Origin of the sequence: Flavihumibacter petaseus NBRC 106054, assembly GCF_000974785.1 — a bacterium.
GTDB lineage: Bacteria > Bacteroidota > Bacteroidia > Chitinophagales > Chitinophagaceae > Flavihumibacter > Flavihumibacter petaseus.
Genome location: NZ_BBWV01000001.1, coordinates 1,747,060 through 1,761,633 on the forward strand (window position 1 = coordinate 1,747,060; position 14,574 = coordinate 1,761,633).

Sequence of the window (14,574 nt, forward strand, 5' to 3'; positions counted from 1 at the left end):
GTCCGGCTCTAAAAATTCTGTGCCATCTGGCAGGAGATCCACACGGATACCCCCCCGGCGGGACAGGAAAAATCCGCGCCACCCTTTTCGTTTAAGGTCAACGGTGGCTTGTCGCGGTGCAGGATGTCGCAGTATTCCTGGCCAGCGTGTGATGCTCCTAATTCCATGTATTTGAATCCATCCGACCCGTTGCTGATCAGTACGGCGACCCCGGTTTCCGGTTTGCCCCGCTGGCCTTTCCGCACCCAGCCCACACAGTTCGGATGATCAAAATAGTCGATCTGCTCGCCTGTTGCCAATTGTGCCCGGATGGGTAACATTACGTCCAGTTCGGGCACCCTCGAAAGCCATATTTCGTAGTCATTTCCATCACCACCCTTGTCTACATAATGGGCATCATACAGGGAGGGGTAAAATACGCAGGGTATACCATCCTGTCGCAACAGGATCAGGGCATGGGCGATGGGTTTGAACCATGCTTCAACAGGTGATTCCAGATCCTGTAACGGTTGTGTATCGTGATTATCAACAATAGTGATGGCGCGGTCAGGCATCTTTTGCAGCAGAGAGTTGTCGAAGATCGTGCGGAGATCATATTTGTTGCCCATTTTTGAAGCAACAAAAAAGTTGTGGTGCAGCGGAGCATCAAATAACTGCACGTGCCTGCCGGTAGCTTCGATATACCGGAGCAGCGCTTCTACATCGTGAATGTTCCAATACTCACCGATAAACAGCAAAGGTTTTTTCGATAGGGTCTGCATGTATTCCACCCACTCTTTAATAAAATCAGGTGACATGTGCTTTACGGCATCGAGGCGAAAGCCGCTCACCTTCGTCGTTTCCAGATACCATTTCCCCCAGTATTTCAATTCTTCCCTCACGCTTGGGTTGCGGAATTCGATATCAGCGTTCATAAGGTAGTCATAATTCCCCAGTTCTTCTTCCACCAGGTCTTCCCAGCCTTCACCATACTGGTTCTGAATAGTGTACACGCCGCCCTCGTTGAGATCATGGGCCCAATCAATGCCGGTAAAGCATTGATGGTCCCAGACGAACTGGGAGTACTTACCGTTTCTTCCCGGGAAGGTGAATTTTGTCCAGGCTTCTATGTCAAAATTGTCGCTGATGAATTCTGTGCGGTTGACGGGGTTCACTTTTTTTACCGTAAACCTTTCCAATTCATCAGCGCCTGCTTTGTGATTGAAAACAACATCAGCCAATACCTGCAGCCCTGCTTTTTTGCATGCTTTAACCGCTTCCAGGTATTCATTCCGGTTGCCATATTTTGTGGGTATTGTTCCCTTCTGATCGAATTCGCCGAGGTCAAAAAGGTCATAGGAGTCATATCCCACCGAGTAACCGCCGGAGGCACCCTTATATGCAGGAGGAAGCCAGACTCCGGTGATACCTTTCGCTTTAAGGTTGGGGATTTCTTCCTGCAGGTGCCGCCACAGGGAGTGATCAGAAGGATAGTACCAGTGAAAAAATTGTATCAGTGTAATCGGCATGTGTGAATTTTTATCTGTTGAATGAAAAAATGTTGTTATCGATCCTTGGTTTGCCCAGTATAGTATCGCGGATTATTTCTGCGGCCAGCACGCTGAAGGTGATGCCGTTGCCGCCAAAACCGAGGGCGAAATGGGTATGTGGGCGTTGCCGGATGGCACCGATATAGGGCAATCCGTCTTTGGTGCTGGCAAATGCGCCGGCCCATTGAAAATCAGGGCGGAAGGGGATCTCCGGAAACTTCCGGTGAAATGCTGCTACCAGGCGCCTCGTCTTGTCAGAAATGCGCGCATCCCGTTTATCCGGCTGGTAGAAATCATCATCCAGTCCGCCAACCAGGATTCTTTTATCATCTGTGGAGCGCAGGTAAAGGTAAGGTGTGGCTGTCTCCCAGATCAGGCAACGACGGTACCAGCTTTGCCATCCGGGCATTGGTTCGCTGACCATTGCATAAGTGGAGTGGATCTGCTCAACCTTAAAGGGAATATACCGTTGCGATTCGTAACCGCAGGCGATTACCAGTTCTTTTGCCTTTACCGTGAAGCCAAGGTCGGTATGCAGGGTTACTCCCTTTTTATCATGATGAATATGGGTAACAGTTGTATTGTCGTAAATGCGGGCGCCTTTGTGCTGGCTTTTCTTCAGCAGCTGATGAGTGAGCAGGTAGGCATCCAGCTCCGCTCCGATCGTCGAATACAATCCCGCTGGTGCAAGGAATCCCATTTTGCTGCTGAGTTTTTCAGCATCCCACCAGTAAACCGGAAACCCATGTGCTCTCCGCAAGCGGAATTCCTCCCGGAGATCTTTGACATGGGATTGGCGGGAAGCATATTGAAGGCTTGGGCGGTTGGTGAAGGTCGATTGTTTGCCCACCCTGGTGCTGATCCATTCGAGTTTGCTGATGGCCTCTGCCGTGAGCTTGTAGGCGCGCACGGCTGCGGCTTCTCCCATCCTGGCGGCAAGTTTTACTAGCGGCGTATCGATTTCATATTGCAGCAGTGCTGTGCTTGCCGCCGTTGATCCCGTGCCCGCATGCCGCTTGTCAAGTACTATAACTTTAAACCCGGCCTCCGCGAGATACCATGCTGTCAAGGCACCAGAGATTCCTGCGCCCATCACGGCAATATCCACCCTGCTATTGCCTGGCAACGACGGATAGGTTTGCGGAAGACCACTCTTCAGCAGCCAGTAGGGACTATGTGATCGGAGGTCCATATGTGTCGTTAACTGCTATTTCTTTTGACTCGCGTTTGATAATAAACACCGCAGTGGTATCCGGCTGTATGCCATGGCCTGCATAAAGGGCAAAGGCGCGGGTAAAGGCGGCTCCGAAATACAGGATCAGCGACGAATAGTATACCCACACCAAAATGATGATAATGGAAGCCGCTGCACCGTAGGTAAATCCGAAATCGGCTTTACCGATATAAAAGGTGATCAGCAACTTACCGACCAGGAAAAGCGTGGCAGTAAATGCCGCGCCTGCAAAGGAGTCTCTCCAGCTGATCCGCGCATCCGGCAAAACGTGAAAGATGACTGCGAAAAGCAGGGTAATGGCGGAAAAGATCAGCGCGAGGTTGAACGTATAAAAACTGATGATGGCCAATCCCGGGAAAAAATTGGCGATCTCTGCATTAAGCAGATCCATCAGTGCATTGACAATCAGTGCAACCATGAGAACGAAGCTGAGCCCGATTACCAGGGAAAACGATAACAGACGGTTCAACAGCAGCTTGAGCCAGCCTTTTTCGGGTTTTGCCCTGATTGACCAGATATAATTGATCGAACTCTGGATCTCGGTAAATACGCCGGTTGCGCCGATCACGAGGATCACCAGTCCCACTATGGTTCCTGCGAATGTCTGGTCAGACTTGTGAATATTGCTGATAATGGATTGAATCTGGTAGGCTGCAGAATTGCCCAGCAATCCCCGCAATTGCCCGAAGATCTTTCCCTGAACCGCTTCCTTTCCGAAAAAGATGCCGGCAAGAGACATCATCAGCAACAGAACGGGGCCGAGTGCAAAAATGGTGTAGTATGACAGGGAGGCGCTGAGTTTAAACGCGTTGTCGTTCGCAAAACTTTTGCCCGCCGTCAGCAGGCATTGGTAAAATGTGCGGATCGCCTTCATGCATTACAATGAAAAGAAACTGTGCCGCCGAATTTACCCGTCATCCGATGGTGCTTCATCCTGTTCTGTGGACAGATTTCCTCAAAGGACCAGTATAGTGGCAGCGGCACATTTTTTTGAGGAGAAGTGTAAAGAATCTTCTTCACTTAAATTATAAATTATGAGAAGCTTATTGTATCTGATCGCAGTGATCCTGATCATAGGATGGTTACTTGGCGTATTTGTTTACAGCGCCAGTGGATTGATCCATATTCTGCTCGTACTCGCAGTAGTATCCATTCTGTTATCACTGATCCGTCGGGGGGTAGAATAGCCTTCCGTTCATATAAGCAAAAAACCCCCGGGAGGGGGTTTTTTTTATGACTGACCGAGTCATACACAACCTTTAACATTATTCACGCTTCAAGGCTGGTTTTTTTCTTATGGATGTCTGTAACTGCCTGAAAGAAATCTGATACTTCAGCATCGGCATAGGCGCCGAAAGCATCTGCCAGGGTTCCTTTTCTTCCGTCATTGGTTTCAATGATGTAGAGGATGGCATTGTCTTCGGGATCACTTACCCCTTCGAAGCGGTAGAAATCCACCACGTGGACCTGTTCAGGCTGATAAGTTTTGCCACTGTCAGCGTGCTGCAGGAGTGCATGGTGCATATTGAAATGAGCAGAATAACCCCTGCTGATCGCCTTGTCCATACAGTAACTCAGGCTTCTCATCCGGCCAAGTGCATTGATAGATTTCATACCGGTTGTTTTACTGTTTGTTTAACGAGCCAGCAATACTAATGGTTGATGGCCTGGTGCATGTCGCGATATTTTTTTATCATGTCATGCGATGTCTTCAGGGATTCTTTCTGGGAAGTGATGAGCTGCCTGGCTTCGGTATCCATGCTGGCATCTGTTTCCAGGGCTTCCTTATAGGCTTTTTGTGCAGCGTCTTCACCTGCTTCACAAAGTTCAAGAACAGATTCCCTTTCTTTGGTACTGAAAGCTGACTTGATGTCCATCCAGGTGCGATAGATTTTACCGCTCATTGTGGTACCGGATGCCGGTTCTCCACCCAGCTTTGTAACCTGTGCAATCAATTGGGAAACGTTATCGCGGCTCTGACTGATCATTTTATTGAAAATGGCCTTCAGGTCAACATCAATCTTGTCAGATTCGGAAATCGCTTTTTCATAACCCTCAATCCTGTCGTTGTTAATACGAATCAGGTCATTCAGTACGTCTGATAATGCTGTATTTGCCATAACTTAAGATTTTAATACAGCTCCTTAAAAACCATTCCATTGGATTTTTGTGGTGAAATGCGGGAATGGCCGCTATTACGGGTGTTTTTTGCTCCAACCAGTTGAAGAATCGCCCCAGCTTTCATTACAGTATGCACGAGCAATTAATTCCCCGAAAACTGCCTGAAATACGGTGTATGACTACTGGTATCCTTTTTTTGATATTGAAGTAAAGTCTATACCATGGCTAACTATAGTACATTACAGGAAATGATGAACAGTTTTCAGAATGGGCTGTTTTATAATTTAAGCGACAGGGCTTTTTCATTGCCGAATGGCATTGGTCATCTGCTTGAGGCTGATGACACCGGGTGCATCTGGTTTCTTTTCCACGTGCATTCAGAGCAGGCAGCATCTTACGAAGAGGAATGTGCTGCCAGGATCAGATTATACGATAAAGAACAAGATCACTATATCGATGCTACCGGAAAGGCCGTGTTGCTGAGGGATCCGGAAGATTGGACCAAATGCAGCAAGATATCTTATGGAATGGCCAAGGCGCTGCGTTACCATGGACTAATTGTACGTTTTAGAATTAACCACGCCACGGTGGTAGAGAAAGGCAGGAATGCCCGACGTAATTTTTTCCAACGCCTCATGGATGATGTAAACAGTTGGTTATCGGGGAGAAACATTGCTGAAACGGAGTACCCGGCTCCTATTCTTTCACATTAAACACTTTTTATGTCACAAAGTATCATCAAACACCTCCAGGATTATCTTGGTGCCCATATTGAGAAAATCAACCCGAATACGCAGGCTATTGATCCGGCAACCCGGCATCACCGGTATGACCTGCTGGCACAGGCAGCAATTCCTGCAGTGCTGACAGCTTTTTACAAGCACAGCCGGTCGCCATCAGGCGCAAAGGATCTCGCCGGTGATATTGGAAAAAGTGAACCGCTGGATTTTCTGCTGAAAGGCCGGAAGGCTGCAGTTGTAACAAAGATAGCTGCCTATTCAGGAGTTTCAGAAGAACAATCAGAAGCTGCGATGGATGCTGTTGCAGATGAAAGTATCAGGTTTGTAAGGAACAAACTGGGTTCAAATATGAATGCAGAAAACATCCAGACTTATTTTGCTTCACAGCGGCAGGATATCCTGTCCCATCTGCCGGAAGACATCCGGATGGGTGAATTGCTGGATGATAACACACTTGACGACAGAACCAACAAAATGGCAGGGCCTATATCTTCGGTCGCCCAGGCAATTTCCAACCTGCTCAGTTCCCCGGGCACGGAAGATAACGACAGGAGATAATTATTTGATCGGTACCCAAATTTCGTGTATGGGATCACCCTTGGAACTTTTTCCCTGGTGGTCCCACTTTTCATGCGTTACGGTGTCGGCAAAATTCAGCGTGAGGCCAACACGGGATGCATCCCTTGAAAAGAAACGTATGGTTTCGGTATAACGGCCCTGTGCATACGAATAATTGCCACCCCCTGTACCGAAGAACTCGCCGGTATCTGTATTGATGGCCGCCCACTGGAACCAATCGCCGCAAAGTATTTTGATAGTTTTTCGTGCGCCGTAGGGGATGCCTGTCATTTGTCCATCTCTTTCCCTTTCACTGATTCGCCATACACCAGCCAGGGGGTTGTCGCCGAATGGCTGATGCTTCCAGGAATCTGTGGGGAAGGGCTTTGCTTTTTTATAATGGAATTTGTTGATCAGAATGGAGTCATTGGTCTTTTCTTTCACCTGGGTAATATCTGATGCGTTGAATTCGGTGATGCATTCTACCACCGGTGTTCCTGCAAAGCTACGCCAGCGGCCGCCTTCCGTATGCACAAAAGTTTTGCCGGTGGTTGAGAATACAGCATAGCTGTAATAGTTTGCAGCGATCAACAGGAGATGGGTAAGACTGTCATCCTGCAGTTGCCATACGCCCTTCCATTTTTCAGTTTCCTGCGCATGCAGCAATAATGGTATAAACCCAAACAGGAGCACGAGATATTTGCGAACAGGCATTTTTTGCTTTTCCTGAATCTACGAAAAATAAAAAGCCGGTTGAAATCAAGTTTCAACCGGCTTTCTGAATAACTGCAGAATTATTTCCTGCTCGCGCCAATAGTGATTGCCACACCGGCGATGGTTACAATTGCGCCTGCATACAATGGCCAGTTGACTGATTTTTTTTCTTTCTTGTTGATTTCAACCGGACCGAGATCCACTACTTTCTTTTCAGTGGTAAAGTTAATGCCACGGAACAACAGCATGGCAATGCCGGCGACAATGAGGATGATGCCTAGGGTTTTCATGTTACTTTTTTAAAGTGGCGTCACATTTTTTGAGCTCATCCAGATGCATCCGTACTTCCGGGAGTGCATTGTCGATCCATGATTTTAATTCGGAATCCGTGGTTTCAGTGCTGGCGGATTCCAGTTTTGAGATCGTTTTTTCATGTTTGTCAACAAGTGTTTTGCACCATTCCTTGTTGAAGTTCTTGTCATCCGCCAGTTTGTCGATGTCTTTCCTGGCATCATCCGTTACGTCAGTGGGATAGGAGATCGCTTTTGTTTTGGCAATTGCTTCGAGACTGGCAAGCAGTTTTTCATGAGCGCTTTCCAGGTGTGCGGCAACCTTTTTTATTTCCGCATTGGTTGATTTCTGTTGTGCGAGCTGAGCGTATTTGATTTCCGCGCGATTGGCGGCAACAACATCGACCACGAACTGGGCGTCCTTTTCAGAAGTCTTTGTCGTGAACTTGTCATCGTTTTTTTCTTCTGCTACCTTTTCGGCAGACTTGTCTTCCGTATTCGCTGCATTGTTGCAGGCAGTAAAACCGGTACCCAGTGTGGCTGCAACCGTTGCGACTAATAGGAAATGCTTAGTGTTCATCATACTAACATTTTTTTATACTACGGGTGCATAAAAAAAGTATGCCATCCAACGTGAGGGAAATAAGAACGCCGTAACTTTATAGAGATGACGATCGAGCTGCATACCCCCAGGGTTGGTTTGCATGAAGCGATTGTGCACAAAGCCAAGCAAGCTATCATGCGACTACGACACCTCCACAAGGCGATTGCCCGCCTGGAGTGTGTGATGCGGGAGGATCATGCCATGGCGACCCCCTATAACAAGATTTGTGAACTCCGGGTTAATGTAGACGGCGAAACATTGTTTACCCATGCCCGAAGCGACGACTATGCCAGCGCATCCGAGGAAGCAATGGGCCATATGTATGACCAGGTCGCCCTGCTTGCTGCCCGGCAACATGATCTTCCCGATCAGGTCACTACTACCGTAAAAGTTTGATAAACGAGATGATCAGAAGGGCAGATCATCATCCGGCATCGGATCGATGGGACCCTGATAGGCAGGTGCAGTATTTCCACCAGCGCCCTGCCCCACTACTTTCCATGCTTTAACGTCCGTATACCAGCGGCCATTGAACTCGCGGCTTTCCACATCAAATGAAACCTGGATGCTGTCGCCAACATGGAACTGATTCATATCGATCTTATCGCCCCAGACGGCAATACACACTTTTTTCGGATAGTTATCTCCTGTCTCCAGAATGAACTCCTGTTTTTTCCAGGTGCCGTTTTTGCCCTGACCCGTCTGCACGGGAAGAAATTGAATCAGCTTGCCGTTAATGTCCATGGATGATTTTTCGCAAAGAAAACAAATATTTTCTGGTCAGTGTTTAAAAGTCAGCGTCATCGTCACCTGCGTTGTTCCACTGAAATTTTCTGTTACTGTTCCTTTCATGGTGGTGCTGGTAAGCTCGATGATGGTGATCTGCTGACCGTTCGCATAGAGGACCGTTTCGTCGTTGTTCCAGTTCCAGCTCATGTCATAGGTTTGCGGATCACCAGCATCGCATTTCAGGGGGCCTTCATCGATGGTTCCGGACTCGTCCGTGTGGAAGGTTATGAAGTCGTCTTTTTCACAGGGCTCATAATACTGGTAATAATCGGTGTCATCCGCCTGGCCGTCGCCGTCGAGGTCAACTGCCGGATCAAAAGTGTGGGCAACCAGTTTCCAGCTCCCTGTTGTGAGCAGCTGGGTCCGTGTAGCAGTATTCAATTCCTCGTCTCCGCTTGCCTTCTGGCAACCGCCACCCAAAAAGGCCATTCCGGCGACCAACAGGCCCAGTCTCGCGGCAGCAGATTTTATAGTAATGGGGAAAAAGCGCTTCATAGAGATAGCTTTCCTTCTAAGTTACACGATTTAAACTTGCGGTCTGAGCCAGTCAGGGTGTTTTGCAATCGCTTTTGCGCGTTTAATTTTTACTAACTTTGCGCCTCAATTCCTCCCATGAGCGACGCTATAAAGCATGAGTGCGGACTGGCATTCATTCGTTTACGTAAGCCTTTTTCTTATTATTTGCAGCAACACGGAACAGCCTTGTACGGCCTTAACAAACTCTACCTGTTGATGGAAAAGCAGCACAACAGGGGTCAGGACGGCGCCGGAATTGCTTCAGTTAAGTTAAATGTTGAGCCCGGATATCCCTTTCTCCACCGGATCCGGAGCATCGCTACCCAGGCTATCGCCGACATCTTCCGTCAGGTAAGCGAGGAATTGATCGACCTGGAAAAATATCAGCCGGATATCCGCAAGCACCCCGGACTGTTGAAAGGGCACGTTCGCTTCCTGGGTGAACTGATGCTCGGGCACCTGCGATATGGCACCCAGGGCAAAAACAATGTCGAATTCTGTCACCCATTCATCAAACGAAATACGATCCAGAGCCGCAACCTGGCCCTGGCCGGTAACTTCAACCTGGTCAATACGGAAGAGTTGTTCGGACTGGTTAATATTGATCCGGGTGTTTTTCAGCGCCAAAGTGATCTTGCAGCGATGATGGAAGTGGTTCACCATTTCCTGGTTCAGGAAGATGAAGTGAAACCCGGCAATCCCGATATTGCTGCGGTACTGCGCAAATCGACCAAACTGTTTGATGGCGGTTACCATTTCGGCGGACTTGTTGGCAATGGCGACAGCTTCGTAATGCGTGACGCACACGGTATCCGCCCCTCATATTATTATATTTCAGACGACGTAATCGTTGCAGCCTCTGAGCGTGCTGCTATCAGGACCTCGTTTAATGTGGGTGAAAATGAAGTAAAAGAGCTGATGCCGGGGCAGGCATTGATCGTGAAAGCTGATGGCAGCTTTGCTATTGAACAGATCCTGGAACCGAAAGAGCGGAAAGCCTGCAGTTTCGAAAGAATTTACTTCTCCCGGGGCAACGACGAAAAGATTTACCGCGAAAGAAGCCAGCTGGGTTACAATCTCAGTGATGCCGTTTTGAAATCCATCGGAAACGATCTCAAGAATACCATCTTTTCTTTTATTCCAAATACGGCTGAAGTTGCGTTCTACGGAATGCTGAAGGGTATGGAAGACTATCTCAACAAGATCAAGGTGCAGCGTATCATGGCCTGGGAAAAGGATTTTGATGAAGAAAAGCTCACGGAGATGATCAATCGCAAGATCCGTGTGGAAAAGATTGCCATCAAAGATGTGAAGATGCGCACCTTCATCACGGAAGACTCGAACCGCAATGAGATGGTGCAGCACGTTTACGATATCACTTATGGCACGGTGGTTCCCAACCAGGACACCCTGATTGTGATCGATGACTCTATCGTAAGGGGAACCACGCTGAAGGAAAGCATCGTACGCATGCTCGGCAGGCTGAAGCCCAAAAAGATCATTATTGTTTCCAGCGCCCCGCAGATCCGGTATCCCGACTGTTACGGCATAGACATGAGTAAACTGGGGGATTTCATCGCCTTCCGCGCTGCGATTGCCCTGATCAATGAAAGAGGCTTGCAGGGCACCCTGAGCAAACTTCATGAAGAATGCAAGGAGATGGCCAGAACCGGCCAATTGCATACCCGGAATATTGTGAAGGAGGTTTATGCGCCTTTCGCCGCTGAAGAGGTTTCCCGCAAGGTGGCTGAACTTATTACCCCCGCCGATATAGACTTTGAGGTGGAAGTGATTTTCCAGACCATTGAATCTCTTCATCATGCCTGTCCGACGAATACTGGTGACTGGTATTTCACCGGCAACTATCCGACACCGGGAGGTAATAAAGTGGTGAATACGGCTTTTTTGAATTATATGGAAGGCAAGAACGTGAGAGGTTATTGATTTTCGTCAATACTTAACCGAAGAAGTCCGTTCTGGCAACATATTTGATGCAAAAAGCGCGACCGACCGTTTTTAATACACAACCTATGAGGGACCGATTAAGCAGGCCTGTTTAATTAGCCATTTCTGTACCTATGTAAAGCGGTTAAGAGATCACAAAAAGCCAGTTAACTTTATGGTATGAAATCCATCTATGTGGTTAGACATGCCAAGAGCAGCTGGGGTGACTTAACGCTTCCGGATTTTGATCGTCCACTAAATGATCGCGGGCAACGCAATGCGCCAGAAATGGCGCAGCGTTTGCTCCAAAAGGGTGTCGCAATCGACCTCTTTGTATCCAGTACCGCCAAGAGGGCATTGCAAACTGCGATGCACTTTGCGCGGGCTTACCAGCAACCTGCTGAAGTCATTCAACTTCACGAAGAATTGTATCATGCGCCAGCTTCCGTTTATTCGGATGTTATCAGCACGCTTGATGACAAGGCGTCCAGTGTGGCCATCTTCGGCCATAATCCGGGTATAAGTTTTTTTGTAAATGAGCTCTGTTCAACCCGCATTGATGAAATGCCCACCTGCGGTGTGTTTGCCGTAAGTGCTCCCATCAGCCACTGGGCCGATTTTCCGGCTGCCACCAAATCATTCCTGTTTTTCGAAAGACCGTAGCAGGGCGTTAAGGTCAAAGTCTTCCTGCCGCACCACCCGGATACGGGGCGTATCGGCATGCAGTTTACCGAGGTACTCCTGTTCCGGTTGTCCCGGTGTTGGCACCAGGATCAACTGTTTTTTCAGGGGAAGGAGGTCCATCAGGCTGCTGTAGCCTGACCGGCAAAGAATAACGGCGGCATTTGCTGCCAATTGGGAAAGTTCCATCGGGGACGCATGGTTTTTCAGGCTGACGCCCCGGGTTTCAGCCATTTTATCGTTTGGTTCCCCCGGCAGCCCGCGTACAAGCACCATTTTTTTACTGGCCTGAGGCTGCCATTGCGCCATAACAGCCTGTTCCAGCAGGGTGCGTTGCGGCTCGGGTCCCGACAGGATGACCAGTAAATCCAGTCTGCCGGTGGGGGTAACCTGTTCCAGCCGCGTCATCGGCCCGATATAAACGGTCGCTACCGGCGGAAAAACCTCCGGATGCGATAACCGGCCAGCCAGCCCCGGGTATTGCGGCAGGTCAGGGATCCAGCATTCATTAAAACGGCTGATCATCCGGTAAATCCTGCATTGCAGAAGCTTATCGGCCCATTTACCGAAGCCGGTATAAATAGACAGTTGGTGGGTGATAATGATAGATGGAACGGTATTATGATAAAATCCATAACGGTTATCACTGATGATGTAATCGAAGCGTTCCTGGATAACAAGCGCATTTACCCAACGTCTTTCTCTATATACCGCGCTCAGTATGCGTGGTGCGGAAGCTATCAAGCCGAATTTTGTAGCGGTCCGGTTTTTGTGGTAGTTAATATCGTAATCCGGTGGGGAAAGAAAACGGATTTTCGGGTAGATTTCACTGATGAGGGCTTTTTGTTTCCCATTGGCGGCGACAACTATTTCACATCCTAACGCGTCTATACAGTAGCGTATCAGCGGGATCACCCGGGAAGCGTGTCCCAGGCCCCAATCAAGCGGAGAAATAAGTATTTTACTTTCTGGTAAAATTATTTGTAGGATTTTTGAAAAATCACTCAATCAGAAATACTTTTTTCTCTGCAAATAAGTTTAAATTAGAAATCTAAAGTATGAAGAAGACGCTGATATACGTCGTTCTGATCGTATTGATTAGTAGTATTGCAACCGGTTGTGGAAGTAGCGGTAAGATGGGGGGAAAGAAAAATTGCGGTTGCAACCTTAATAAAGGCTTTGTTGGTTATTAAAATCTGATGAAATGAAAGCGCCGAATCGTGATTTGCTCGTCCTTGTAAAAAATGCACGCGACAATGAAGCTGCGATGGAGTTGGAGTTGACACGCCTGCACAGTTTGTTGCTGGACGTTGAAAATCCGCAGACATTCAGCAACGTGTATGAAGTGATCGATTGCAACAAATTTAAAGTGTTCGATGACAGCAGAAGGATTATGCAGGTAATTGCAGCTGGTGAGTCTGCCTTTGTCTTTTTGAACAACAAGAATTAAACTGTAAGGCAAGCGTACCATACAGCCATCCATCCGGGTGGCTTTTTTTATGCGGTTTAGGGAACTCTGGTGTTGTAACTATCAGTGCAACTGTTCCAGCGCTTGTTGTAAAAGTTCAAACATAGCCGGTATCTCTTCTTTTTTGCAGGTGCCTACACTCAGCCGGTACCAGGGAGAGTCGGGACGTGCACCAAAGGCATAAAACGGAACAACAGCCAGTTTTGCGGTATTCAAAAGATAATCGGAGACGGCTCCCTGGCTCGACAAAACCTGTCCGGCTGCTGTAGTTCTTCCCTTCAGATCGAATTTGACGGTAAGATAGATCGCGGCCTGCGGCGTGATAGCATCTACCTCATGACCCTTTTCTTTCAACCGGATAAAACCATCATGAATCCTTACCAGCCTTTCCGCTACTTCCTGTTTGAAATGGGCGAGGTATACCCTGATCGCGTCTTCCTGGCCAAGGAATTTCGCTACTGCTTTTTGTTCTGCCATCGGAGCCCATGCGCCGACATGAGTTAATATCGCTTTCATTTTTGAGATCAGCGTCGCAGGGCCAAAGCTCCAGCCCACCCTTACCCCCGTAGCTGCAAAAACCTTGCTGATCGCATCGATGAAGACGGTGAATTCCCGCATGGCGGGACGTAGCGATACCGGGTTGTAATGGCGGATATCGCCATATGTTAGATGCCAGTACATCTGGTCATACATCACGTAAAGTTTCTTTTCACCGGGAGCACGACTGGCATTTTCAGCCAGTACCAGGTCGCAGATCTCCTCAAGCGTTTCCCTGCTGAACACGGTTCCGGTAGGGTTTTGCGGGGAACAGAGGGCCAGCAGGGTAGCACCTTTCAGATGAGGTGCAAGATCAGCTGCACTGGGCATGAAATTATTCTCTGGCCCGGCTTCCACCACTACATGTTCTGCCTCAACAAAATGCGTATAATGATTATTGTTCCAGGAAGGCACGGCATAAATAACCCTGTCACCTTTGTCTACGATTGCCCTGAAACAGGCATAAATCAGGGGCCTGCCGCCGGCAGCCACCAGGATATCCCCCGGAGCATAGTGCAGATCCTCCCAGGTAGCGGTAAATGCAGCGATGGCATTCCGGAGATCTGTGTTCCCTTCGGCGGCCGGGTAATTTGTAAAATGCTGACGGTAAGCTTCAACAATGGCATCTTCGAGGGCTTTCGGTATCGGGAATACCTGCGGATCAAAATCGCCCACAGTAAAATTGTAAATCTTTTCCCCTTTGCTGATCTTTTCCCGGATTTCTCCACCCAGTTTCACAATTTCTGATCCGATCAATGTTTCGGCTAGATGACTCAGTTTCATGCCTGACGATTTTGACGTTTTGCGGCAGCGAAGATACAAAACTGCTCTCCCTATATTTGCAGGCCC

Annotated in this window: 19 protein-coding genes; 7 read left to right on the plus strand and 12 right to left on the minus strand. The window is 48.3% G+C overall.

Annotated features, from left to right (window positions below):
• Nucleotides 1-8: 8 nt before the first annotated feature.
• The 3 genes from FPE01S_RS07365 to FPE01S_RS07375 are packed head-to-tail and all read right to left on the minus strand — an operon-like array spanning nucleotide 9 to nucleotide 3,637.
• Complete coding sequence (locus FPE01S_RS07365) at nucleotides 9-1,508, minus strand: alpha-amylase (protein ID WP_046368121.1); 1,500 nt, start codon at nucleotides 1,506-1,508, stop codon at nucleotides 9-11.
• 10 nt (nucleotides 1,509-1,518) lie between these two features.
• The gene (locus FPE01S_RS07370; RefSeq protein ID WP_046368122.1) at nucleotides 1,519-2,721 is read right to left on the minus strand and encodes an NAD(P)/FAD-dependent oxidoreductase; all 1,203 of its coding nucleotides are present in this window, start codon (nucleotides 2,719-2,721) and stop codon (nucleotides 1,519-1,521) included.
• Nucleotides 2,702-3,637, minus strand: a complete 936-nt coding sequence (locus tag FPE01S_RS07375; protein WP_046368123.1) for a YihY/virulence factor BrkB family protein — start codon at nucleotides 3,635-3,637, stop codon at nucleotides 2,702-2,704. Before FPE01S_RS07375 ends, FPE01S_RS07370 begins: the two co-directional genes overlap by 20 nt.
• A gap of 160 nt (nucleotides 3,638-3,797) precedes the next feature.
• Between FPE01S_RS07375 and FPE01S_RS25850 the strand changes: the two genes are divergently transcribed.
• Nucleotides 3,798-3,950, plus strand: a complete 153-nt coding sequence (locus tag FPE01S_RS25850; protein ID WP_157473923.1) for a lmo0937 family membrane protein — start codon at nucleotides 3,798-3,800, stop codon at nucleotides 3,948-3,950.
• 82 nt (nucleotides 3,951-4,032) lie between these two features.
• Here the strand turns inward: FPE01S_RS25850 and FPE01S_RS07380 are convergent, their stop codons facing one another.
• Together FPE01S_RS07380 and FPE01S_RS07385 are read right to left on the minus strand one after the other, a co-directional pair.
• Nucleotides 4,033-4,377: a hypothetical protein gene (locus FPE01S_RS07380; protein ID WP_052955577.1), complete on the minus strand. Its 345-nt coding sequence runs from the start codon at nucleotides 4,375-4,377 to the stop codon at nucleotides 4,033-4,035.
• A 38-nt stretch (nucleotides 4,378-4,415) separates the two neighbouring features.
• Complete coding sequence (locus FPE01S_RS07385; RefSeq protein ID WP_046368124.1) at nucleotides 4,416-4,883, minus strand: ferritin-like domain-containing protein; 468 nt, start codon at nucleotides 4,881-4,883, stop codon at nucleotides 4,416-4,418.
• A 222-nt stretch (nucleotides 4,884-5,105) separates the two neighbouring features.
• On the opposite strand from FPE01S_RS07385, the gene FPE01S_RS07390 reads away from it, so the two are divergent.
• Nucleotides 5,106-5,597, plus strand: a complete 492-nt coding sequence (locus FPE01S_RS07390) for a hypothetical protein (RefSeq protein ID WP_157473924.1) — start codon at nucleotides 5,106-5,108, stop codon at nucleotides 5,595-5,597.
• Between the two features lie 9 nt (nucleotides 5,598-5,606).
• Entirely contained in the window at nucleotides 5,607-6,182 is a 576-nt protein-coding gene (locus FPE01S_RS07395; RefSeq protein WP_046368126.1) for a hypothetical protein, read from the plus strand.
• On the opposite strand, the gene FPE01S_RS07400 is transcribed toward FPE01S_RS07395, so the two are convergent.
• The 3 genes from FPE01S_RS07400 to FPE01S_RS07410 all read right to left on the minus strand — a co-directional run bounded on the left by FPE01S_RS07400 (nucleotide 6,183) and on the right by FPE01S_RS07410 (nucleotide 7,769).
• Nucleotides 6,183-6,896, minus strand: coding sequence for a hypothetical protein (locus FPE01S_RS07400; RefSeq protein WP_052955578.1), 714 nt, complete (start codon nucleotides 6,894-6,896; stop codon nucleotides 6,183-6,185).
• Nucleotides 6,897-6,976: 80 nt separating this feature from the next.
• Nucleotides 6,977-7,186, minus strand: a complete 210-nt coding sequence (locus FPE01S_RS07405; protein ID WP_046368127.1) for a hypothetical protein — start codon at nucleotides 7,184-7,186, stop codon at nucleotides 6,977-6,979.
• 1 nt (nucleotide 7,187) lies between these two features.
• Nucleotides 7,188-7,769, minus strand: coding sequence for a DUF4142 domain-containing protein (locus FPE01S_RS07410; protein ID WP_052955579.1), 582 nt, complete (start codon nucleotides 7,767-7,769; stop codon nucleotides 7,188-7,190).
• An 84-nt stretch (nucleotides 7,770-7,853) separates the two neighbouring features.
• Here FPE01S_RS07410 and FPE01S_RS07415 point away from each other — a divergent pair, with 84 nt between their 5' ends.
• On the plus strand, nucleotides 7,854-8,186 hold the full coding sequence (locus tag FPE01S_RS07415) for a hypothetical protein (protein ID WP_046368128.1): 333 nt from the start codon (nucleotides 7,854-7,856) through the stop codon (nucleotides 8,184-8,186).
• Nucleotides 8,187-8,198: 12 nt separating this feature from the next.
• Here FPE01S_RS07415 and FPE01S_RS07420 read toward each other — a convergent pair whose 3' ends face one another.
• Nucleotides 8,199-8,534 (minus strand): DUF3127 domain-containing protein, encoded by a 336-nt coding sequence (locus FPE01S_RS07420; RefSeq protein ID WP_046368129.1) that lies wholly within the window; start codon nucleotides 8,532-8,534, stop codon nucleotides 8,199-8,201.
• Nucleotides 8,535-8,570: 36 nt separating this feature from the next.
• A complete protein-coding gene (locus FPE01S_RS07425) occupies nucleotides 8,571-9,074 on the minus strand; it encodes a DUF5004 domain-containing protein (protein WP_046368130.1) in 504 nt (167 codons plus the stop codon).
• 117 nt (nucleotides 9,075-9,191) lie between these two features.
• On the opposite strand from FPE01S_RS07425, the gene FPE01S_RS07430 reads away from it, so the two are divergent.
• Both FPE01S_RS07430 and FPE01S_RS07435 read left to right on the plus strand, forming a co-directional pair.
• Nucleotides 9,192-11,039 carry an amidophosphoribosyltransferase gene (locus FPE01S_RS07430; protein ID WP_046368131.1) on the plus strand — a complete coding sequence of 616 codons (1,848 nt, stop codon included), beginning with the start codon at nucleotides 9,192-9,194 and terminating at the stop codon, nucleotides 11,037-11,039.
• Nucleotides 11,040-11,219: 180 nt separating this feature from the next.
• Nucleotides 11,220-11,702: a SixA phosphatase family protein gene (locus tag FPE01S_RS07435; RefSeq protein WP_046368132.1), complete on the plus strand. Its 483-nt coding sequence runs from the start codon at nucleotides 11,220-11,222 to the stop codon at nucleotides 11,700-11,702.
• Here the strand turns inward: FPE01S_RS07435 and FPE01S_RS07440 are convergent.
• On the minus strand, nucleotides 11,676-12,464 hold the full coding sequence (locus FPE01S_RS07440) for a glycosyltransferase (RefSeq protein WP_157473925.1): 789 nt from the start codon (nucleotides 12,462-12,464) through the stop codon (nucleotides 11,676-11,678). The genes FPE01S_RS07435 and FPE01S_RS07440 overlap by 27 nt on opposite strands.
• 460 nt (nucleotides 12,465-12,924) lie before the next feature.
• Here FPE01S_RS07440 and FPE01S_RS07445 point away from each other — a divergent pair, with 460 nt between their 5' ends.
• Complete coding sequence (locus tag FPE01S_RS07445) at nucleotides 12,925-13,170, plus strand: hypothetical protein (protein WP_046368133.1); 246 nt, start codon at nucleotides 12,925-12,927, stop codon at nucleotides 13,168-13,170.
• A gap of 81 nt (nucleotides 13,171-13,251) precedes the next feature.
• Here FPE01S_RS07445 and FPE01S_RS07450 read toward each other — a convergent pair whose 3' ends face one another.
• Nucleotides 13,252-14,508: a pyridoxal phosphate-dependent aminotransferase gene (locus FPE01S_RS07450; RefSeq protein ID WP_046368134.1), complete on the minus strand. Its 1,257-nt coding sequence runs from the start codon at nucleotides 14,506-14,508 to the stop codon at nucleotides 13,252-13,254.
• Nucleotides 14,509-14,574: the final 66 nt, after the last annotated feature.